21 protein-coding genes are annotated in these 23,239 nt (G+C 40.5%); 1 reads left to right on the top strand and 20 read right to left on the bottom strand.

Annotated elements, in window-relative coordinates; genetic code table 11:
* Window positions 1–10: 10 nt before the first annotated feature.
* The 20 genes from queG to PVE40_RS03830 form a co-directional block, all read right to left on the bottom strand.
* A complete protein-coding gene (queG, locus tag PVE40_RS03925) occupies window positions 11–1,162 on the bottom strand; it encodes a tRNA epoxyqueuosine(34) reductase QueG (RefSeq protein WP_274730578.1) in 1,152 nt (383 codons plus the stop codon).
* A gap of 283 nt (window positions 1,163–1,445) precedes the next feature.
* Complete coding sequence (locus PVE40_RS03920; RefSeq protein ID WP_274730577.1) at window positions 1,446–2,297, bottom strand: methyltransferase domain-containing protein; 852 nt, start codon at window positions 2,295–2,297, stop codon at window positions 1,446–1,448.
* Between the two features lie 43 nt (window positions 2,298–2,340).
* Window positions 2,341–3,771: a PTS transporter subunit EIIC gene (locus tag PVE40_RS03915; RefSeq protein WP_274730576.1), complete on the bottom strand. Its 1,431-nt coding sequence runs from the start codon at window positions 3,769–3,771 to the stop codon at window positions 2,341–2,343.
* 339 nt (window positions 3,772–4,110) lie between these two features.
* On the bottom strand, window positions 4,111–4,368 hold the full coding sequence (locus PVE40_RS03910) for an AtpZ/AtpI family protein (RefSeq protein WP_274730575.1): 258 nt from the start codon (window positions 4,366–4,368) through the stop codon (window positions 4,111–4,113).
* A 44-nt stretch (window positions 4,369–4,412) separates the two neighbouring features.
* Entirely contained in the window at window positions 4,413–5,342 is a 930-nt protein-coding gene (locus PVE40_RS03905; RefSeq protein WP_274730573.1) for a ring-cleaving dioxygenase, read from the bottom strand.
* Window positions 5,343–5,468: 126 nt separating this feature from the next.
* Complete coding sequence (locus tag PVE40_RS03900) at window positions 5,469–5,888, bottom strand: hypothetical protein (protein ID WP_274730572.1); 420 nt, start codon at window positions 5,886–5,888, stop codon at window positions 5,469–5,471.
* A gap of 93 nt (window positions 5,889–5,981) precedes the next feature.
* Entirely contained in the window at window positions 5,982–6,170 is a 189-nt protein-coding gene (locus tag PVE40_RS03895) for a hypothetical protein (protein WP_274730571.1), read from the bottom strand.
* An 85-nt stretch (window positions 6,171–6,255) separates the two neighbouring features.
* A complete protein-coding gene (locus tag PVE40_RS03890) occupies window positions 6,256–6,918 on the bottom strand; it encodes a DUF6320 domain-containing protein (protein WP_274730570.1) in 663 nt (220 codons plus the stop codon).
* Window positions 6,915–8,321 (bottom strand): condensation domain-containing protein, encoded by a 1,407-nt coding sequence (locus tag PVE40_RS03885; protein ID WP_274730569.1) that lies wholly within the window; start codon window positions 8,319–8,321, stop codon window positions 6,915–6,917. Before PVE40_RS03885 ends, PVE40_RS03890 begins: the two co-directional genes overlap by 4 nt.
* Window positions 8,284–9,252 (bottom strand): alpha/beta hydrolase, encoded by a 969-nt coding sequence (locus PVE40_RS03880; protein WP_274730568.1) that lies wholly within the window; start codon window positions 9,250–9,252, stop codon window positions 8,284–8,286. The genes PVE40_RS03885 and PVE40_RS03880 overlap by 38 nt, the downstream gene beginning before the upstream one ends.
* A 139-nt stretch (window positions 9,253–9,391) precedes the next feature.
* Entirely contained in the window at window positions 9,392–10,918 is a 1,527-nt protein-coding gene (locus PVE40_RS03875; protein ID WP_274730567.1) for a pyruvate kinase, read from the bottom strand.
* Window positions 10,919–11,059: 141 nt separating this feature from the next.
* The gene (locus PVE40_RS03870) at window positions 11,060–12,505 is read right to left on the bottom strand and encodes a hypothetical protein (RefSeq protein ID WP_274730566.1); all 1,446 of its coding nucleotides are present in this window, start codon (window positions 12,503–12,505) and stop codon (window positions 11,060–11,062) included.
* A gap of 33 nt (window positions 12,506–12,538) precedes the next feature.
* A complete protein-coding gene (locus PVE40_RS03865) occupies window positions 12,539–13,114 on the bottom strand; it encodes a hypothetical protein (RefSeq protein WP_274730565.1) in 576 nt (191 codons plus the stop codon).
* A 387-nt stretch (window positions 13,115–13,501) separates the two neighbouring features.
* The gene (locus PVE40_RS03860) at window positions 13,502–16,768 is read right to left on the bottom strand and encodes a DEAD/DEAH box helicase (protein ID WP_274730564.1); all 3,267 of its coding nucleotides are present in this window, start codon (window positions 16,766–16,768) and stop codon (window positions 13,502–13,504) included.
* Window positions 16,769–16,853: 85 nt separating this feature from the next.
* Window positions 16,854–17,984: a PTS sugar transporter subunit IIC gene (locus PVE40_RS03855; RefSeq protein WP_274730563.1), complete on the bottom strand. Its 1,131-nt coding sequence runs from the start codon at window positions 17,982–17,984 to the stop codon at window positions 16,854–16,856.
* 63 nt (window positions 17,985–18,047) lie between these two features.
* Window positions 18,048–19,067, bottom strand: a complete 1,020-nt coding sequence (locus PVE40_RS03850; protein WP_274730562.1) for a hypothetical protein — start codon at window positions 19,065–19,067, stop codon at window positions 18,048–18,050.
* 153 nt (window positions 19,068–19,220) lie between these two features.
* Window positions 19,221–19,652 (bottom strand): GatB/YqeY domain-containing protein, encoded by a 432-nt coding sequence (locus tag PVE40_RS03845; protein WP_274730561.1) that lies wholly within the window; start codon window positions 19,650–19,652, stop codon window positions 19,221–19,223.
* A 40-nt stretch (window positions 19,653–19,692) separates the two neighbouring features.
* Window positions 19,693–20,556 carry a PPK2 family polyphosphate kinase gene (locus PVE40_RS03840; RefSeq protein WP_274730560.1) on the bottom strand — a complete coding sequence of 288 codons (864 nt, stop codon included), beginning with the start codon at window positions 20,554–20,556 and terminating at the stop codon, window positions 19,693–19,695.
* Between the two features lie 12 nt (window positions 20,557–20,568).
* Window positions 20,569–21,786, bottom strand: a complete 1,218-nt coding sequence (locus tag PVE40_RS03835; protein WP_274730559.1) for an SDR family oxidoreductase — start codon at window positions 21,784–21,786, stop codon at window positions 20,569–20,571.
* A gap of 161 nt (window positions 21,787–21,947) precedes the next feature.
* The gene (locus PVE40_RS03830; protein WP_420828510.1) at window positions 21,948–22,607 is read right to left on the bottom strand and encodes an NADPH-dependent FMN reductase; all 660 of its coding nucleotides are present in this window, start codon (window positions 22,605–22,607) and stop codon (window positions 21,948–21,950) included.
* 180 nt (window positions 22,608–22,787) lie between these two features.
* Here PVE40_RS03830 and PVE40_RS03825 point away from each other — a divergent pair, with 180 nt between their 5' ends.
* Window positions 22,788–23,216 carry an organic hydroperoxide resistance protein gene (locus tag PVE40_RS03825; protein WP_274730557.1) on the top strand — a complete coding sequence of 143 codons (429 nt, stop codon included), beginning with the start codon at window positions 22,788–22,790 and terminating at the stop codon, window positions 23,214–23,216.
* Window positions 23,217–23,239: the final 23 nt, after the last annotated feature.

Below are 23,239 nucleotides of genomic sequence, written 5' to 3'. Positions count from 1 at the left end.
CAAATCGATTTTACTCGATTGTTTCTTCTAATTTCGCTAAAGCCATTTCCATTTCTACTCGTGCTTCATCGTCCTCTTCTGCTTCAATCCTTTCGTGGAAGAATTCCAACAGCTCTGGATTAGGCCTACGGACAATTTGTCCCAGTGCCCACGCAGCAGTACCTCGAATCACGGGGCGAGGGTCTTGTTCCATTACTTTTAATAATTCTGGAATCGCACTGCGATCCCGGTAATTCGCTAATGCGATAATCGCATTCCGTTGAAGGGGCTTCTTGCCACGCCACGAACCAGCCAGCACACCGAAACGAGCCTTGAAGTCTTTATTGGAAATGGTTAGCAGAGGTTGCAGCAGTGGTGTTTCACGTTCTGGTTCCGGCTCCATTTCAGGATGCAGATGGAAGTCTTTCCCAATATTATAAGGACAGGTTTGCTGACAAATATCACAGCCATAAATAACATGACCCATTTTCTTACGAAATTCATCCGGCATGCTTCCTTTTGTTTGCGTTTGATAAGACAGGCAAACAATAGGATTCAGTTGACCGTTTCCCAGGATGGCCCCCGTTGGACATGCTGTCACGCAGCGCGTACACTCTCCACACCCAAATACACCAGGTTGATCTGGCTCAAAGGGAATATCCGTAATAATCTCTCCCAGATATACGTAAGAACCAAACTCTTCCGTAATCAACAATCCATGCCGTCCAATAAAACCTACGCCGGCACGTTGGGCAACCACCGTATCTATTAATTCACCCGTATCAACCATAGGCTTGAAGCGGGCTTCCGGAACTTTTTCCTGCATAAATTCAACCAGACGATCCATTTTCTCGCGCAAAATATCGTGATAATCTACACCCCACGAAGCTCGTGCAAATGATCCACGCCTCTCTCCTTTGACTCGTTCCGGTTTCTCTAACGGTTTACTCGGATAGGCCAAGCAGATGGATAGGATTGATTTTGGCTCATCGAAAATACGGTCTGGATAGATTCTTTCCTCTAACACACGGTGTTCGAATCCAGTTGTATGACCTTTTTCATGTTGTTCCAATAACGGCTCAACCATATACTCGAATGGATCGGCTGTTGTAAAGCCGATTTTATCGATTCCAATTTCCTTACACGCTTCAATAATTTGTGCTTTCAAGGCAGCTGTTGTCATCGTGCTCCCCCCTCCATAACGTGATTCTCCTTTTCAGTATACCATTCTCTAAAAAGAATTAAAAAGATTCCATTTCCGCATTTAGACACAAAAAAAACGTATAGACTCGGTGGCAAGCACAGCGAATCAATACGTTGGATAAGGTCATTTTGTGATAATGTATAATGGCAATGATACTCTTACAAAATGATATAAATAGTATAACATATAACATCTGTTTGTAAACACCCTGTTTAAAGTCCAACAGTCACAACTTTTCAGAAAAACAAACCGATTTGTTGTGTCACTTCTTCGTGCCTACTAGGATGGAAACTGCCACAGTGATCGACGCTAATGGCGCTTGGCTCGCTTTCGCTAAGACTGCTTCATCTGCTCCCCATGAGAGTGGAGTCATCTCTAGCAACCAGCCATAACTCTCTGGTGTTAACGGCACTTCATACCTTACATGATGATGAGAACCATCTGGATATATTTCCTTGAAGCGATTGACTACTTCCTTGTTCTCATACGCTTGTTTTTCTTCGTTAGCGTATAATTGTTGTCGCAATTCCATGAGGTAATCAGAGTCAGGTACAACCTTTACAACTTGCCCTCCTTGCTTCAACAAACGTTCAAATTCCTGATAGTGTGATGGAGAAAAAATGTTCAAGATGAGGTCAAACTGCTCCTTTGAAAAAGGTGAATGAGCCAAATCTGCTACACACCAAAATGCATCTTCAAAATAATGATTCGCAGCTAATTGAATGGCATCTTTGGAAATATCGAACCCTATTTTTTCTCCACCCAACCCTTGTTCGTTCAAATAATGTAAGTGCGATCCTTCTCCACATCCAACGTCCAATACAGCCGTTCGCTCTTTACTCCCTACTATTGTCAGTATTTCATCTAAGAGTGGATGGAAAAAGCCTGTATCTGCTAACTGTTTCCGGCTTGTCAACATCGCTTTATCATATTCATTTTGTCCACCCTTTTGCAAGAGATGGAGGGTTCCTTTTTTTGCCAAGTCAAATTGATGTCCTTTTTGACAAAGTATGCCCTGTTGTTTTGTTTCAATAAATGGTTGCTGACAAACCGGACATTGAAAAAGATGGATGTGTTCCGCTAGAAACAAACTGCTCTGCTCAATTTTCTTCACTCTATGCTCTCCTTTGTTGCCATGTTTTTTCATTTTACCATATTCATTCGACCTTTTGAGCGGGAATTTGTTCGATTCCAGATGCAGCGATTTTAATTTCTTCATCAGCTGGTTCTTCAAATTTCATTTGCTTAGTTAACCAGAATGTCAAGAAAAAAGAAACCAACATACAAAAGAGTGCCTTCCATAGATTCCCGCTTCCATCCTCAAATGAAGAGAGAGAAAGTAGATTAGGATTTACAAGTTTATAAGCTCTTACCCCCAAGATACCAGCCAGCAAGCCGCCCGCTCCTCCACCAAAGATGGCAGCCAGAAATGGTTTTTTCAAGAGAACCTCAATTCCATAAATTGTTGGCTGTGAGACTCCAAGCAAAGCCATCACAAAGGCAGAGCCAGAATAAACACGATATTCCTTTTTGGTTGTCTCCAATAGAACGGCTAAGGCAACCCCTGCATGTGCTGCATTCATAACTAACATTCCTGGCCCCAGCAACACTTCAAACCCCTGTGTATGGATTGCTTCATTGATCATTGGGAACAATGAGTAGTGAGCGCCGATCGTAACAAAAATGGGTCCACCTGCCCCCATTAAGGCTGTCGCCAGCCATGGAATTCCTTCAAGCAAATATTGAAGTAAACCGACAATGGCATTACCAATCAAGGTCATAATCGGACTAAAAACAAAAATTCCTAGACCCAATCCTGCAGCAAGAATCAAAAAAGGTTTCAATAGAGGTTGAAGCACATTTGGCAAACTTCGTTGTAAACTGCGTTCCATACTTGCTTGAAATGGGATAAGGAATAAAATCGGGAGGACACTATTCGTATAGGATTCGGACAATAGCGAAAAACCTAGGAAGTTTTCTAGAATCATCTCGGAAATAAAAGAGGAAACATTCGGGTGCAATAAGATGCCGGCGATGGCTACGGAAATATACGGGTTCGTTTGTTGTTGCCTCGCTCCAGAGAAGGCAAGCATGATCGGCAATGTGAAATAGACAGCTCCGGAAATAGTAGAAAAAAGCGCAGCCTCATTCGTATAGGAAGCAAAGAAACCCAGAGTAATCAATAATATAATAACGATTTGCAAGATTCCGCCTGCAATAATTAGTGATAGCAAAGGAGTAAAAACTGTACGTAAATACGAAAAAACAAGATCAAGCCATTTAAATCCATCATCTCTATTCATGATGGTTACTGATTTTTGTTCATTCTCATAGAGTCGAATCGCAATTTCTACATCGCGAGCTGAAACACCCTTTAAATGCATTGTTACCCAGTGTGAACCAAAAACCAAGTCATTTATAAAAAATGCACGTTCCAGTTCTTGCTTCAAAATGTAATCGAAATGTTTCACTGAGATCGATAGAAGGTTCCTCTTGCCTGCCACAATGCTACTAATGTTTTCGCCGCCGCCAACACTCGTGACAATCATCTCCGCAATTTCATGAATTTCCATTGGAACGGCTTCCATCTTGTCCTCTCCTTTCCGAGAAGGTGCACAATTCGCATAACTACAAAGGACAAAGAAACGGATTTATTTTCTTCAATATACCAGAAAACGTGTCAACTATCTATTTATAGCGTATAGGATAGCAAATGTTAATTCTACGTCAATCTTTCGTAGTGATAGAACGAGCAAAACTTTCGCTATCGCAACGATAAAGCCACTTCCGTTGTGATAGGGCGCGGATATACTTTGCTATCACAACGGAACGAGCTCTTACGTTGCGATAATGCGCGAATGAACTTTGCTATCGCAACGATTAGCAATAAAAAAAGATGCCGAGACTTGTCCCGGCCTCTCTGCTATTCACTTTCGATGAATGGAACTGATTACTAGACCAATTGCAATCCCAATTAACAGTCCTAACGCAAGTTGGTCAATCGCAACTCCAATTGCCACACCGACTCCAATCCCAATTGGAAGAAATGCAGCTCCTATCCTATTTTTATCCTCTGGCCCTTCTCCATAGCTGGAAGAAGTGGGATCCTCAATTGATTTGTCTGTAATCATCTCATCTTTTTTTGTTTCTTCAGACAAAGAACGTTCGTCTTTCTCCTGATCCATATTCTTTACCCCTTTCAAAAAAGAGTCTTGCACTGAGAATTTGGCTAAACTTCACGCACTTCTATGGGCAGCAATGGGTTCACTAATTCGTCACGACGGTTTTCATAAGCGGGAGGCAGCATAACTTCCGATCCCATTTTCTCATAGGACTCATCATGGGCAAAGCCTGGTCCATCCGTTGCAATCTCAAAAAGGATGTCTCCATGTTCGCGGTAGTAAATCGCCTTGAAGTAGTTCCGGTCCTTCACTTCGGTCACCTGCAAGTCATTTTCCTGCACTCGATCTTGCCAAGCTTTCAGTTCTTGCTCGTCCTTTGCTCTCCATGCAATGTGGTGAACCGTCCCGATTCCCATGCGTCCTTTTGGTACAGCTGTTTTTTTAATATCAATGGTATTGCCTCGATCCGAGCTAGAACGATATCGCACAACGTCTCCCTCTTCACCCAATTTATTTAGATCCATCACTTCTTCAACCGTTTTGATAGTCTCTTCTGGTTTAAGCGAGAAAAAGACGGTTCCAGCAAACCCTTTGATTCCTACTTCCGGTGTCACGCCATTAAAGGTCCACGGATTTTCTTTTCCTTCCGAACGTTCCACGATTTCAAGAATTAAGCCATGCACATCAACAAATTGAAGGTACGTCTCCCCAAAACGTTCTACCTTATCAAAGGGGATATCATAGTGAGAAAGGCGCTTCTCCCAGAATGGCAATGCCCCCATTGGGACTGCATAGGAGGTAATGCCTACTTGACCTCCGCCCACTTTTCCACGGTAGCTGCGATTCCATGGAAAGAACGTAATGAGTGTTCCCGGTTCACCACCTTCATTGCCAAAATATAAATGATAGGTTCCTGGATCATCGAAGTTCACTGTTTTTTTGACGAGCCTTAACCCTAATATCCCTGCATAAAAATCGACATTTTCTTGAGCATTTCCTACAATGGCTGAAATGTGGTGGATTCCTGCTGTTTTCATTCCTCAATCTCTCCTTTACTAAAAAACATCTCTAATTCGAGATAATCATAGCAACGAATGAATAATTTGTCAAAATGAAGAAAAAATGACCTTACCTTTTCAGAAGGTAAAGTCATTATGATTGTTTTATTCTACTTCTAAGTCAAAAATTTCAATAAAGGATTGTTCAGGTGTTGCTCCTTTAAGAAGCTCTTCTTTGCCAGCCGGTACGTCCAAGAAAATTGGCATTGCCGTATTAACAGGCTGTTCACCGAATTCATCTTCATACAAAGTGAATACTGTATTTTCCCAAACTGCTTCTTCACCTACTAAGAAATTCAAGGTAAAGGATAAGTTGGTTAACGGTGTACCCACACGGTTAATTCCCATGAAGAATGCTTGTAATGGACCATCTTCATTTTCGATGAAGTATCCTGTATAGCTCAACGTAAACAATTCTTCTTCACCTAGGTTGGCATTGGTAGTCGTGAAGTCTTCTGCAACTCCAATTACTTCATTGTATAGTTCTGTCCCTTCACTTTCGCGAAGAGCCGTTGGGATATACAACGTTAATGCTTCTCCTGTTTCACTTGTTCCACCAGTTTCACCTGATGTAGCTGTGTCACTTGAAGATTGACCGCCCGCTCCTGTTCCTCTTGATTATTCGCTACTTTCTTCTTCAGGCAAAGATTCTGTAGTCGTATCAGCCACTTCCGCCGTGTCACTTTCCTCTACCATGCTAGATGTAGATTCTACTGTCTCCGAAACTGAAGAGGATTCCTCGCTGTCTCCACCAGCGGTACATCCCACCAACAAAAACATTGCAGCCAACCACGTAAACTTTTTCACACCCATCAACCCCCAATTACTTTATTAAACTAATCATAGCATAGCTTTTTGTAAAGGAAAAATAATAAGAACTTGAAAGAGTGTCTTAAATAAACAATCGTTTATGCAACTCAGCAATAATTTCGCGTCCGCGGAACCAAATAATCAAGATAAGCAAACTCAAACTTAATCCAATCGATATCCATGCCGGGATCGGATTTCTTACCCAATCGAAAAATAAGAACAATGTAGGTACCAGTCCCAGCGCCCCGCCAGCTAGAAAATAAAGAATGTAGTCTCCTGTCTTCATTTTGAACAGACGGGAAATAAGGAACATCGCCAACAGAGCAAAGCTACAAATAAGAGGAACCGCATAAGTGGTAGACCAAGCTGTCCATCCCGCTAAGAAGTCAAAGTAAATACAAATCAAAGACAAGCAAACTAAAAGATAGAGAATACTCTTTACTAAATTTCTTCTCTTGCGGATAAAGATGAGGACAACGAGCCACATCGTCATGATACCGAACAAAGCTCCCTGTAACCCTTGTACCCGCCCACGCCAGATAAGGCCAACCAAAAAGGTCCCAAAAATAATCATTAAAGAAACAAGTAACATGCTCTTGGTTACTTTTTGCCGGCTAAATTTCAATGGGACATCGGGGTAAGGATTCGCGACTCTCTTGCCTGTATCTTTCGTTGTATGACCGCATAATGGGCAGGACGTCCAGTCGCCCTTCACGTCTACGTTGCAGTAGGAGCAATGTTTCATCCTTCGTCCCCTCCCAACTCTTCTTGCGTGACTTTGTTAACCGCTACTGTGATGGGAATTCCTTTTTCAGTTAATTGGGCAGCAAATTTTTGGTACAGTGCTGTCTCAACAAAAGGTGTGGAGAAGCTGATTGTCAGTACATCTCCGTGACTAATTGCACAGAATTGTGGCCGAACCGCGATTGTATGAAAGTAGACTTGATGGATGTACGAATCAATTTCAGGCGGAAATACTACACGACCCAGATTAGAGATGGCAATGGTAAGATTACGGTTATTCTGCCGATTGATCATCTTCAATACCAAGTCTTTGATGGGACGAATAATAATTCTTCCGATGGGATGATATTCAAAGGCAATCAAGCGAGTGAGCCATTCTTCCAGGCTTTCTTTCGTCAGTTGCTGATCGAATTGCTCTTTCAATTCCAGACAAATTTCTTTCACTGTATTTTCTTTTGTCGTTTTATATTGATACTCTAACCGGGTTGTGGAAAAGAAATTCCTCGCTGTATCAGATGGGAAAAACTGACGCAGATTGACTGGAACCGACACTGCCATCGTTTCATTTCCCTTGAAGTCAGTAGCCGATAAACGAATTGACTCCATAAACAAGGCAATCAAATAGAGGGTTAAGGAAACCCCTTCTTCCTTCGCTAAGGAAAGAACAGCCTTTACCGGCATTTCCATCTCCACAATACGCGGACGAGTGTCTGGGGTATAGGTTCCTTTAACCTGATAGACCTTTTGATTACTATTATCATCCGCGACCGGCATCAACACACTTTGATTTTTCTTTTTTCCAAAGGCAAAACTTCCCGCTGTTCGACCCATATCGGTTAGCGTTCGGATGGCTGATTGAGCTGATTTCGCGAAACTTTCTTTTTTACGGAAATGACGCTCGAAGCTGTCCTCATTCATATACATACGCTTGTATTCTTTCTCCACTCTTTCTGGATCGGGATATCGCAGCGACAAATATTCGCGTAAAAGATCCTCGAAAAACCACATCGCGCCTGTTCCATCTGAGAGCACATGAAATACTTCAATACTGATTCGTTTCTTCCAATAGATTACACGGAATAATAATTCACGACGATCAAAATGATACAAGGCCTCACATGGAGGGTTCGTATCCAGTTGTACATAAGGCTTTAAGTCACTTTCTTCCAGGTAGTACCAGAAAAATCCGCGACGCAAGACACTGTGGTATAACAAGTAATGATCGTACACTTTGTTTAATGCTTTTTGAAGCAATTCCGGATCAACGGTTTCCGTTACTTCCGCACTCATGCGGTATACTTTTGTATCTCGTGCATTCATGGCAGCTAAGAAAATGTTCGAGGCATTATCTAGCCGCACCCAATTTTTACGTTGACGTCTCGCTCTGCTTTCGATTTTTCTCACTCCCTTCTAACTGGTCATCCAAGTACTTATGAATCAAATCATACGTTTGATCCACAATTTCGTTCTGGATAGGAGCATATAAATAGTTATGCACGGTACCATTTGCTCTGAAAATGCGAACTTCGTTACCAGCAGCCTTCAGTTCTCTGCCGTATGCTTCTCCCTCATCACGTAAAAGGTCGAACTCTGAAGAAATAAGTAATGTTTTTGGTTGGTTCGTAAAATCCTTTGCCATTAGCGGTGAAATATACGGATTCTTTCGTTTCTCTATATCTGGTTCGTACATATCCATATATTCCTGCATCTTTTTGCGTGTTAATCCATAATCCTGCCCGTATAAATCTACACTCAGAAAGGGTGCATCTTCTTGATGGTACCAATACGTAACCGGGTTTACCAAAATTTGTTTATGCGGAACAATCTTCCCTTCATCTCTCAATCGCATGGAGACGACAGCAGCTAAATTCGCCCCAGCAGAGTTGCCCATTAAGGTCACTTTTCGATAATCATCTACACCAATCAAGTTTAGATTATTGAAGAGAACCTCCGTTACTCGGTAGCAATCTTCAAATCCCGCTGGAAATGGATTTTCTGGAGCTTTACGGTAATCAACCGAAAGAATCACGCGCCCCGTCCGGTCAGCCATTTTGATACAGTCTTTCGTATAGGTGTCAATTCCTCCCAACACCCAACCGCCACCGTGGAAAAATAAAATTACTTCATCACTGCGTTTTTCTTCTGGATAAAATACACGTACTGGAATTTCATGACCATCTTCCGTTGAATATATGGCTCGATCCAAAAACTTATATTTATTCTTAGGTGAACGTGCCAGAATAGCCTGGACTTTGCGGACCTTTTCGTAATCTTCTTGCATATTGATTTTTGGTGAAGATAACAGTTTCAAGACGAGTCTTAGAATTGGATTCATGATCATGACCTCATAGCCCTCTTATTTTTATTTTCTTTTCAATTATCATGCGTTACCTTGCTTCTATCTGTCAAGTTATATTTACATATTAAACAGCCACCTCAGGACAATCCGGAGGTGGCTCTATTTTATCATGTATTTACTTTTTCTTCCGTAGCCAAGCTTTTTCCGCAATACTTAAAGCCCGTAATTTGGCAGTCTTTTTGTACTGATGTGCCTGTGCTTGGACGAGAACATCATTCAGGAGTTTGACGCCGTCTTCTAGGTAGTTTCCTTTATTCAACATCACACACTCTGCTCTTGCCCCCATGGCAGCATCGGTAATTTCCGCACGCGTTGGGATTCCCTCTTTTACTAAGGTTTCGAGTACTTGGGTTGCCCAGATGACTGGAATATGAGCTGCCTCACACATCCAGAGAATTTCTTCCTGTAGTTCCGATAGGCGCAAGAAGCCTGCCTCTACCGCCAAATCACCACGAGCAATCATAATTCCAAAGTCGTTGCGCCCGGCCGATGCGATAATAATATCGACCAGATGATTAATACTTTGGACGGTCTCAATTTTTACAATGAGAGGAACGTTTCGCGCTTCCTCTTCTCCCAAAAGGTTTCTTAATTCTTCTTGAAGCGTAGCTATATCATCCACGTCTTTTACAAAAGAGAAGCCAAGAATATCGGCGTACTCGTGAATATCTTTGAGGTCTTGCTTATCCTTTTGGGTGATCAGCGGAATTTTGACCGTTGTGTTCGGGAAGTTGATCCCCTTTTGAGCTTTCACCCGAACTCCTTTTGCCTTGCTTGCTTTGTCGACTTTGATAATCGCCCCTTCTGGCTTCACTTCTACCACGTGACCTTCAATGATCCCGTCATCAAGCGCAACCGTATCTTTCTCCACAAGGTTTTCCAGAATATCTTTATTTTTACAGCCTAACACAAGAGCCTGGTCATAAAATGATTGGAGCGCTTCTTCCGCTGTGATGAAGAATGTATCCCCCACTTTGAGTCGAGCTTTTGGATCGGTAGTATACAAACTATCCACCCTTATTTTTGGTCCGGCAATATCAAAGTAGATTCGGCATTTCTTATCGGTCTTTTCTTCCGCTTTGCGGATGGTCTTGACCATTTTCTTCCATGTTTTGGCATCGTCATGGCCGCAATTAATCCGGGCAATCTGCATCCCCTCTTCGAGTAAACGTTCCACAAATTCTACGTCTTCACTCGCTTCAGAAGGCATCGTCACCATAATTCGTGTATAGCGTTCTTCTGATTTCGGACCTAATACACGCTTCGAATTCTTCTGCAATAAGTCGTACCGCAGCTTCTCCGTTTCTTCCGCATCGTAGTCCTCGTATTTTTCAATCGGCCTGTCTAATAATTTAGATACCACCAAGAGCAGCATGTTCAGCTGCGGGAGTACTTTTGCCTCCGTTCTACCTAATGAAGAAAGTCCCCACTGCGATAACTTTTCTTGTAAATCCCGAATGTCTCGTCGTCTTAAGGCCACATAGTACGCTAAGTTTTTCGCACTTTCCTTGAACTCTTCACGTTCAATGCTCTTTTCCCATTTATGATAAAGTTGGTTTCCCTCTTCATATACGGCATCACGCAAAGAAAGCAACTCTTCATATAATTTCTCTAACTTACGCAAACGTTTCTCTTTCGACATCTTCTTCACCTACACTCTTTTCTTTGTTGACACTCCTAACAGTACCGTTTTATAACATTATTATAGCATTGCTAGGATTGGAAAGAAAAAAGCGTGCTTTATATATAGCAAAAGAGCTGAGGAAGTCTCAGCTCTTTTTTCTTATTCTACCGGTTCTATCGGAGGATTTGATTCTATTCCTTCGACGGTTTGATTTTCTTTTTCTTCATCTGGAACTTGTTCGAGAATTTCTTCTATAGGCTCTTCCTCTTTGACGGGAGGTGGTTCTTGAGGTTCTTCGGATGGTTCTGGTTGTTCGGGTTCTTCAACTTCTACAGGAACCTCTATTATTACCTCTTCTTCAACAACTTCTGGAGGTATTTCCATTTTCTCCTCTTCAGAAGGTGGCAGTTCTGTTACATCTTCGTCCACTATATTTTCAAAAATGGAGAGCACTTGACCATCTTCAATATTTTCACTTTTAGGCTCTTCTATTTCTTGAAGCGAAGTTTCCTTAGGTGTTATTTCTTCTAATAGACTTTTTTTATTCTTCGCTTCATTACCCTCATTTATAATTGGAACAACTGGATCAAGTAAGTAAGTATCTCTATGGATTTGCATCCTTAATTCTTTTAACGTAATTTTACTCTCATTTGGCAATTTATTATTAAAATCCAGTATAAGTTGTGGGAATAATTGATATTCATTAGCTCTGACCCTTTCTCTTAAATCCGGAATAAGCCAATCCGTAATTACATCCCATATATCTTCTTTACGACGCTTCCACTCAGTATAAATATATAGCACAGGTTCTGTTTCACCTACAACATTAACCTGATAAATCAATTTATTCTTCTGATTGAAATTTTTGAATTCTTTAATTTCTACAATTCTATTACCATTCAGTCTACTTACAAAACTTTCCCAACCTTTTATTTCATAACGATAATTTATTTCATACTCATTTATTATAGGTCTATATTTTATTCGCCCCTCTTTCCAATATTCATATGGAGTCGTGGGCCATTCTGACGGATTTATTTTCTCATTTATATTGATTTGGTGATCTATCACTTTTTTACTATGGAACATTATTTCTTCATAGGGGGCGTTAATTTGAACTAGCAGATAAGTTATCTTAACCTTTAAATTTTTTATGGTTGGAGGTAGCTCTTTTACTTTGATTTCTGCCTTAACCGTAATTATCTGATCGTTTGGAGATATTTCGATTGAATCAAGTGGCAAATAGCCCACATTATTAATTTCGGCCGGAAAAGTTTTATTTCCAACTGTTAGCTGAATAGGATAATAAGAATCCTCTGCTCCTACTACTTCCACTTTATAAGCAAGTTTTCCGTACAGGGATCCAGTATTTCTTAGATTGATCTCAGAGAAGTTTTGGAATTTATCCTGCGCTGTAGTTATATTTAAATGGTTTTTAATAGGTTGAGCAGTTAACTCCATATTACCCAAAACTAGCTGTATTCCCAAATTTTCAGTGGCAGTATCAGAAAAAATTGCATAAGCTACTTTTCCTGGAAGAATAAAAAAGAAAGCAATAACCATAACACCAACATAGAAAAAAAAGTTTTTTTTCATGCTCATCACTGTTATCACTTCCTAATTTATATTAATAAATTTCTAATTATTCTGACTATCAGATGATTGTTGAGTTAATTGAACTGCATCTACTGCTATAGACTCACCTAACAAATCGATAATCCCATCAGTATCTTGTTTGGTATTATATTCATTTTCCAAATTATTTACGATTAACTCAACTGTAACAGTAGTTGAAGTTAGTGGTGCTAGTTCGATGGATTTATGATCTACTAATTCTCCTGTTAAATTTACAGTAAATAATTCATCTCCAAGCTTTTTGATCGTATTTTTCGTGCTTACAATTTGATGCAAAGTTCCAGTATTTTCAAAAGTAAATTCTCTTTTAAAAACATCTCCAGGTTGAACATACTTAATTTCTTTTGATGCTGTTTCATCGAATGTTTTACCATTCGTTCCTATTGTTTTATTAACTCCAGAATATGTCCAAACTTTATCAGATGTACTTTCAATATCTAAGTCACCTAACACTAACTTAATATCAGCCTTTTCAACTGCACTATCCGAAAAATAAGCCCGAGTTCCATAAGCACCAACACTGATCATTAATAACGCTAGCAATAGTAAAGGTAAAGATTTTTTCTTATTATTTTTCATCTTTTTTATACCCCTTTTGTTTTTTGTACCATTCGTCATTTCCATTAGCAACTATATTGGATTTATAAACATTTGTCAAACGTTTTAATGTAGAAAAATAAAAATATTAAACTTTAGTTTTTAAATATTGTTAACCATTTTGTTTATTTAACAACATTTTTGCATATTTTTGCGTTTTTCATTAACTCAAAGTGATACTTAATTAAACTTATGTATAAACAAAAAAATAGGTTAAAACTATCGTTTAAAAAAAACACTTTTATAATTGTTCATCTGACTAACGTTTCCCCTTTTATTTCTCTGTTATATTGGAGAATATCCCACTCTACCTATACAAATAAAAGAAGTGTCAAAACACATCTGCCCTGTGTTTTGACACTTCTTCTGTTAATCACTTAAAATCGCTAAGATCTCTTCTTTACTCAAACTGGTTAGAGATTGTTGACCATCCGAGATAACTTGATCAATTAATTCTCGTTTACGGCCTTGAAGTTCATTGATGCGTTCCTCAATCGTACCGGTACAAATCATCCGAATCACTTGCACCATGTTTTTCTGTCCGAAGCGGTGAACACGGTCTGTCGCCTGACTCTCAACGGCAGGATTCCACCAGCTGTCATAAAGAATTACTGTGTCTCCCCCTGTTAAGTTCAGCCCCGTTCCACCAGCTCGTAAGGAAATAAGAAACAAATCCTTTTCTCCTTCGTTAAAACGAGTGGTCAACGCCAACCGATCTTGATTTGGTGTGTTTCCGTCCAGGTAGAAGTAATCTCGTCCTTCTTTTTTCAGTCGGTCCTGGATTAGACCAAGCATTTGCGTGAACTGAGAAAATAATACTACACGCTTCCCATTCTCTTGAGCGGTTTCCAGGTATTCCATCAGACGTTCCAACTTGGTTGACTCTCCTTTGAAGGATGGATTAACCAAACGTGGATCACAACAAATTTGGCGTAAACGTGTCAGACCAGCCAATACTTTAATCCGATTTGATTCTAAGTTGCCTTCTTGGATCAGTGCATTGGTCTCATTCCGCACCAACCGAAGTTGAGAAACATACATCGCCTTTTGTTCAGGCGATAAATCGATGTATTCAATACTTTCAACTTTCTCAGGTAAGTCTTTTAACACATCCTTCTTCAAACGTCGAAGGACAAAGGGCCGAATTTTACGGTTAATCTGTTGGACATCCATTTTCTTGAAACCTTTTTGGGAAGTAAACAACCCTGGTACAGCAATGGAGAAGATGGAATATAATTCGCCAAGTTGATTCTCTAAAGGCGTTCCACTAAGCGCGAATTTATTTTCTGCCTTTAGAAGACGCGCTGCTTTGGTTGTTTTGGCTACGATATTTTTAACGATTTGCGCTTCATCCAAAATGATGGTTCGAAATTCTACATCTTCATACCACTCACTGTCTCGAATCAGTACCGGATAGGAAGTAATCCAGACTGGAATGGATTGGTCTTTAGCTTCTTGAATAGCCGCTTGACGTTCCTCTTTGGTTCCGGTAATCAATATGGTTTTCACGCTTGGAATAAACTGTTTACTTTCCTTTTGCCAGTTATACAAGACACTAGACGGACAGATGACTAAAATCGGTTTGGTTTGTTCTTCCAATACAGATGCAATGAAAGCAAGTGCCTGCACGGTTTTCCCCAGCCCCATATCATCTGCTAGAATACCGCCAAATTTGAATTCATCCATCATTTTCAACCATTGATATCCTTCTACTTGATAAGGACGCAAGTTGGCTTCTAATGCTTTGGGAAGTGGATATTTTTTTGGTTCGACTTGGCCCAAGCGGTTCAAGAAATTACGCACGGGATTTTCTAATTCGGCTCGTTTGAGCATTTCTTCATCTAACGCAAACAAACGATGTAAAGGAAGTTCCATTTCACGCTTCATCTCTTTAATCGGGACTTCCATCTTGGTTAACGTACGGTGGTATTCCTGAAAGGCTTGATCTTGCAAGTTAATCAGTTTTCCATTTGATAAACGACGGAATTTCTTCTGTGAAGCCAAGTCTTGCATAATCTGTTTGAGGTCTTTTTCCTCGATGCCCTCAATATCAAACGTGATATGGAGCAAGTTGCTCTTTTGATCCATATCCACTACTAATCGCGGATGTTGCGGCGGATGATAAATTATTTGATTCAAGTTAGACGTTGTATATACTTCCATTCGCTGACCAAGTTCTGGTAAAGCATCAAATAAGAAGCGATAGATTTCTTCTTCATCTTCTAAAACGAGTCCTTTTTCTTCCATAATAAAAGGAAACTCAAAATCATAAATAAAGTTCAGGATTTCTCCCTCTTTTTCTAGATCCAAAAGCATCGTCTCTGGAAGTTCATCACTATCGCCATGAGATAGAAGGGGGTGATAGAATTGACCACCGTAATGGAATTCGACATCCATCCATAGGCGATGATCGATGTAATCTATGTACATTTTTGAAACGAGCGGTTCTTTATGGTATTCCTTTTTCACTTGATTATCAATTTTTACTGGGAAACGTTTTTTGATAGAAGGTAACGCATTAATTAAAAAGTCCTTCATCATCGATTTCGGCACTAACACCTGGTTCCCTTGGCGCTCATTAATAGCCATAAATAAAATACTTAAGATGCGAATTTCTTCATCCGTTAAAAAGTAGATCTCATTCTCTTTCACCAGTATCTTCGCATTTTCATAAAGCAAAAACTGATCTTGTTCTCCCTCAGTACGATCCAAAGAAAAATAGTACTGTTCAGGTTGGCCTTCAACAGGCGCAATCTCAAAAGGTACAGGCAGTAAGCTCTCTCCTTCTTCAAAGATGAGAGGATCAGCAATATGGCGAGAATCGTGATCTCGATGATTCAGTTTGATTCGATAATATTCGTTATGGATTAATTTTTTGATTACATCCTTTATCAATACCGGCGGAATCTCAACTTCTGTTCTATTGCCGGAACGGTAAGAGTAATAACTATTTGATTGGAAACGATAATTGTTAATCTCTACCAGAAAACGCAACATGTCACGGTCTTTTGTACTAATATAGTGGTCGGCTGGATCATAGACAAAATGCTTACCAAATTCCACAGGCCGTTCATACAACAATGCCTGCGCATTTGAGACAATATCCTTCATTTGATAGAGTTTTTCTGTCCCTACTTTTACTCTGATTGAACTCGCATCATCTCGGTCCCAAGATTCAAACGCAAAATGATACTCGACCTTCAGTTTTTTACGTCCGCGGAATCCAGTATCGGCATCAAGAAAATCAGCCATTTGATTCATCATATACATAGCCGCATGATACTCTTTTGGTTTTTCAGCAGAGGCCAGATAAGAAAGTAGTTGGTTTTCGTTATGTTCCATAGCACGATCGTTATACGCAAGCATGACCGCTACCACATGTTTACAGGCACCTGAAAAAGACTTGTAAGCAGGACAAGTACAGTCATAATCCACCCAGTCATTGATTTCCAGATTGACCTTGTAACGCTCTGTCCCATTTACGTTGGCGGAAACTTTTAAATGATCGTCTTTCAACTCGGTGATTTCTTTCAGCTCTACATGTTTGTTCCGAAGGAGAGTTCTCCCCTTTTGAAAGGTCGAGTCTTTCCACACTTCTTCTCTTATCATCTCGTCGTCTAGTATATTCCATTCCAAACTCTACTCACTCCAAACCTTTTGTTCCCTAAATTATACCACAAAGCAAAAGAGGCAGAAGCTTACTACTGTCTCTTGATGCAATTTATTCAGCGGTCAACTGTTCAATTTGTTCTTTTGGTAATTCTTTATATGGTGTGAAAAATACAATTGCGAAGCTAATCAAGAAGGATCCTACCATAATAATGACGCCGTTCAGCAAACTCCCAAATGAGCTGTCAGTTGCGATGAATGCAGGTAGAGCTGCAATTCCTGGAATAGCGAAGGCATAGGAGACAAACCCAACCAGTCCGGCGTACAAACCGCCGATTCCGCCGCCAATCATGGAGGCAATCAATACCTTTTTCATCGGTAAGGCAACTCCGTACAGAGCTGGTTGAGAGACGCCCAACATAGCCGTCACCGTTGCGGACACCGAATACGCTCGGTACTTTTCATTTTTTGTTTTCAAAATAACAGCCGCGACTGCTCCAGCCAACGCCAAATTCGAGGGCAATAGTCCCGGAGTCAAGAAAGATTCATACCCATCTTGCGCCAATGTTTGGGTGACAATGGGGAATAAAGAATAGTGTCCGCCTGCCATTACTACAAATAAGCCGAAAGCTCCAAGGATCGTTGTAACAAGCCAATTGGCATACTGATTCAACCAGCCGATTCCTGCGCCCATCAAGTCACCTAGAAAGGTTCCAATCGGGCCTAGCAGTACGATACCGACAATCGCAGTGAAGGCCAATACTAAAACGGGCATAAATACCCCTCGAATCAAATTCGGCAAAATACGAACCACAAAACGTTCGATATAACTTTGTGCCCATACGATTAATATAATAGGAATTACACTATTGGTATAGGTTCCTGGTATGAGTGGAATCCCAAAAAAATCAGCCGAGCTTGCATAATCCATCGATTCCACAACGTCTGGATGGAGAAGAAACAAAGCGACCGCCATCGCTAAGATGGAATTGGTCTTAAATACTTTTGCCGAAGAGTTTGCTAATAGAACGGGTAGAAAGTAAAAAATAGCATCCGAAATACGAGTTAAAATGAAATCTTCCGCTGTATCATACTGGATTACTCCAAAGGTATGCAAGAGTATGACTAATCCTTGAAGAATACCGGCAGCACTAAGCGCAATTAAGTTGGGAGCAAAAATGTCTCGCAAACCATCCAGTATTCGGTCCAAAATGGATGGTTTCTCTGCCACTTTGTTTTCCATTTCTTCACGTCCTTCTTAAACTGTTTTCTATACTCTCAATATAGCCGTTCTATAACGTTTAGCTTAACAATCTGCTTCAAGTGGCTTCTCATACGCCAAGCGAACGCCACCTTCTGCTACGTAAACAGTACCGCAATAAGTGAAGCCGCTCTTTGTGATTGCCCGTTGCATCGGTTGATTGCCCGGATGGGTATCAACGCGAATGCTGCTGTATCCATTCATTGAGGTTAAGAGTTCACTATGCTGAAAAATACGACCCATTACACCTGTCCCTAACACTTCCTCTGCTACCGCTACACGGTGAATCGCGCTATAAGGAAGATTCGTCAGCCAAGCTCCATTTTCTATTACGTGATAGAACGGATCGTCCCCATAAATCAAGGCAAATACGGCAACAAGTTGTCCTTCTTCAAAATAAAGATAGCTGTCCTTTTTGGCAATATCCGCTTCTAGTACAGCTTCATCTGGGTAACCTCTCTGCCACTGATCCAATCCCATTGCTTTTAAGTTTGCTTTTGCGTAATTAATGATTCGCATCATATTTGGAATATCAGCTACTGTTGCTGGTTGAATTCGGGTTGGTTCTGCAAGTAAAACTTTTTCATAAGCATGCCACGTTTGATCGGTATTGAGCTCCCCGGTATATTGGAACCCATTTTTTTCCAATGCGCGCTTCATGCTCACGTTAGCTGGATGGGTGTCCAGCCGTAAGCTTGGATATCCCATAGCCATGCTATAGATTCCAATTGTCTGAATGATTTTCCCAGTAATATTTTGCCCGCGCATCGTACCTGAAACAGCAAGACGTCTTAGTATGCTATACGGCTGATCACATAACCAAGCTCCATTCTCAATCTTTTCATACACAGGGTCTACTATAAAGTCTAGGGTGAAAATTGCTACTACCTTGCCATCTTGACAGTATACATAGGCATTCCCTTTTCCAATATCTTCTAATAGGACTTCTTCACCGGGATAGTCGCCCGTCCACATGTTTATTCCTAATTCTTTTATTGTAGCTTTTCCTTCAGCAATAATTTCTTTTTGAGCTGCAAGGTCTTTTACAGTTGCTTTTCTAATCAATCCCTTCACCACTTTCTCTTAGTTTCCATTTTCCCACTATAACGGTTTTGTGGTTCAAATGTCTAGAGTTTATGGAATTTTATGAAAAGATAATACAAAAAAACAACCCGAATTCATCTTTTATGAGCAAGAGATCGGGTTGTTCCTTCCACTTTATTTACCTAATAGTTCTTTTACTACTTTGGAAACAGTTTTCTTTTCAGCTTTTCCATCTAATTCGGCCATAGCCTTTTTCATTGCATCTTTCATGTCCATTTGTGGAATACCTATTTCAACTAAATGGGTGCGTATGGCTGCTTCATCCATCATTTCTGGCAGGTAGGAGCTGATAATATGTAATTTCATTTCATTTTCTTCTACCAAATCCGCACGGTTGGCATCTTTGGCAAAAGTCATCGCCTCTTCGGTCTGCTTTTGTTCTTTCAACAAGTAGTTGATGGCTTCTTTCTCATCCATATCACGGCCGTTGTCAATCTTAAATGCATCGAAATGAGCCTTGATTATCCGTAAAACGTTTGACCGTAGAATGTCTTTTTCCTTCCGTGCTTGAATAAAATCTTTGTTAATTTGTTCTTTCAGTGTCATGTCACTTGGCTCCTTCCTTCATCCTCATTGAAGGATGTTCCTATTCATTTTCTAACTTTTCAATAGCTTTTTCCAAGTCCTCTTTTTCTTCCCCGTCCATTACTGGATATACGGGTTGTAGGGACTCTAATGTGTTAATTACGATTTCCGATGCAACGAAGCGACTATACCAATCATTGTCGGCTGGCAGAGTATACCACGGTGCATAGGAAGTAGATGTATGGTTGAGCACTTTCTCGAACGCTTCCTGATAGCGACTCCACTGGTCACGGTCCTCCAGATCGCTGAAAGAAAATTCCCAATGTTTGCTTGGTTCCTTCATTCGCTCTAAGAGGCGTTTCCGTTGTTCTTCTTTTGAAACGGATAAGAAAATCTTTACCACGGGAAAGCCGCTTTCTACTAAATACCGTTCAAAATTGTTAATATGTCGGCACCGTGTTTCCCAAGGTGTCTCCCCTTCTTCAATAGAGATAGGCATTGGAACACCTTGATCCTCGCCCTTCACAATCGGCGCAATCAAATCTTCATAGTAGGAGCGGTTCAAAATGGCGATCTGCCCTCGTTCCGGTAGCCCATCATGAACACGCCACAATACATCATGTTTAGCTTCTTTATCTGTTGGTTTCTTAACAGAAGTAACTTTCAGTGCTTGCGGCATGAGGTGGGAAAAGATAAAGGTAATAATCTCATCCTTTCCAGCAGCATCAATGGCTTGGAGCACTACTAGAATACCATTCTTTTCTTCAGCGAGTAGTTTTGTTTGAAGTGTGCGTAACTTCTCAACACTTTCAGGTATCAGTTTCTCTTTTACTTCTTCCTCTGATATCCCTGTTTCTTCCCATTGATTCAGTTCATCGAGCTTGATTTTCTTTTCTGGTGAAACCTTATATTGATCAAGATTCACGAGCGTGCCTCCTTAATGGAGCATTTTTTTGACTTTAGCCATTTCGATTGCCTTCGCTTGGCCAATGTCCAAATTTTTCAACCGATTCATTTCTAAGTCTTTTAGTTTCATTAATTCTTTCTTTTTCAGTTTTTTCTTCGCATGTTTCATCTTCTTCTCTAGCTCCCATTCATCATTTTGGTAGGCATAGTAGGCTAGTGCTGCCAAGCCAACCCCTAATACCGCTGCTTTCGTGAGGGTTGGATATTTTTTCGCCTTTACCATCCAGCTTGTTTTTCTTTCCCAGCCAATGTTCGAACCTCTCTCGCTTAGATCTGTTTTTGATTCATAGAGGTTTCCAGCTGATGGTTCTTTCGCTACCCGATGTGGATCGTACAATTCTGGATAGAAGAGTTTTTCCATATAACGGTCCGTAAACCGAGGAGCTAAGGTACCCAACAAGGCCATGACTTTTGAGTGAGTGCCTACATACATATCTCGCACTGGTTTTTCAGCTGCAAAGAGAATCGCTTCGGCCACACTCTCTGGCGGATACATCATTGCTTGATGCGATGGATGGTGATCGATATAGCTGGTGGCATGATCCGTATAAGGAGTATTGATTTTTGCAGGGTGAATTTGGGAAACTGAAATAGGCACCTGTTCTTTTTCTAATTCCATCCGCAATCCATCTGTAAAACTGTGAACAGCAAATTTACTAGAAGAATATACCGACTGGATCGGAGTGCCGCGATTCCCTATTACGCTGCCCACATTTATCAGCGCGCCGGGACTTCCTTTTTCCTTAAAATGATGAACAGCTGCCAAAGAACCGTAGACCACACCCCAATAGTTGATTTCAAAGAGTTGGCGCATATCTTCGACTGGGATATCCGTAATGTGACCATAAATAGTAACGGAGGCATTGTTCACCCATGTATCGAAGCCTCCAAACGTTCGAATCGCTGTCTCAACGATTTTCTGAATATCTTCTTCCTTGGAAACATCTGCTTTTACGTATACTGCTTGGGTTCCTTTGGCTGTTATTTCTTCGGTTAATTGTTTAAGGGCTTCTTCGTTTCGAGCAACCAATACTAACTTCGTACCTTTCGCTGCTGCCATCCGTGCAGTCACGAGTCCAATTCCACTTGTCGCACCTGTAAGGACCATCGTTTGGTAATTTACTTTTTTCAGAGTTATGTCCTTGAAATTAGTCGGTGCTGTACGACTGACTTTTCTTTGTTGTTCCATTTCCATTCCTCCTCAAAATATATACGTTGCTTCCGTTACTGATATTGTAGCGAGAATCCTTTGAGGATATCAATTGATAAGACTTTTTGTGAATAGAAAAGGAGCTGGAAATAATTCCAGCCCCTTTTCTACTTCTCTCTAACAGAAGTAAACTTATTCAATTAGCGAATGGTCTGGAAAGCTTTGCTCCATAGCAACAAGTCATCCAACATGCCATTTGCATTTACTTCATTGTATGCATTTGGTTTGAAGACACTCATATTTTCAAAGTCAGACATCAAGGAGAAGTTTACTGTTGTACGAACGCTCGCAACGCTTAGTTCACCTAAGATGCTGCGCATGTTTTCATGTGCACGTGCGCCACCCAAGCTACCGTAACCTACCATTGCAGCCGCTTTATTAGCAACTTCTGGTTTCAAGAAGTCTAACGCATTCTTCAATGCGCCGCCTACTGAATGATTATATTCTGGTGTAACGAAGATGTATCCATCAAGGGATGCCATTTTCTCAGACCAAGCTTTGACCGCTGCCATAGCCGTGTCTTGATATTCTGCAGGTAAAGCCGCACCAAGCAATGGCAATTGGTAGTCTGCCAAGTTTACGATTTCGTATTCTACACCTTCATCATTCCGTTTTGTTGCGAAGTCGTAGATCCATTGTGATACTGCTGTTGCATTGTTTCCCTCACGTACACTTCCTGAAATAATACCGATTTTCATCTGTTCAATCTCCTCTTCGTTCATTATATTGGTTGTTTGTAATTCAGATTGATTCCCACTTATAAAAGAAGCAAGTCTCGAAAATAAACTTTTCTTTGTCAAATCCATTTCCTCCTTTAATTATTTATTACTAATTAATTTATCTCGAATTCATAATATATAATATCGTATTAATTTGAAGTTGTCAACAAATGCTTTAAAAAAGATAAGTTCAAAACTTTTGACTTTATTTTTGAGAGGTGTAAAGTTAAGTTGTAAGAAAAAATGTTAGGAGGAATAAAGATGAGTGAATCGAAAGTACTTTATACTACAACTGCAGTGAATACAGGTGGCCGTAATGGTGAAAGTCATTTAACCGATACAGATTTCTCTTTGAAAATTACAACTCCAAAAAAATTGGGTGGTTCTGACGCAGGACAAAATCCTGAGCAGCTATTTGCATTAGGTTATGGCGCTTGCTACAACTCTGCTCTAGAAGCAAAAATGCAAGAAGCTGGCGTGAAAGCTAAATCGCGTGTAACCTCTGAGGTCAAGTTGAATTCTGACCCAACTGACGATGGCTTCAAGATCAGCGTTGTTCTAACCGTTGCTGTTGAAGGACAAACTCCTGAGAAAGCTCAAGAATTGGCTGATCAAGCTCATGCATTCTGCCCATACTCTAAAGCTGTCAAAGGAAACATTGATGTTGAAATAAAAGTCGAAGACTACTAAAATAAAAAAACTCGAGGAATCGG

It is taken from the genome of Jeotgalibaca caeni, from assembly GCF_028863945.1.
In the GTDB taxonomy this organism is placed as follows: Bacteria; Bacillota; Bacilli; order Lactobacillales; family Aerococcaceae; genus Jeotgalibaca; species Jeotgalibaca caeni.
The sequence above is the reverse complement of the archived record's forward strand: the minus strand, read 5'-3'. Positions and strand labels throughout refer to the sequence as shown.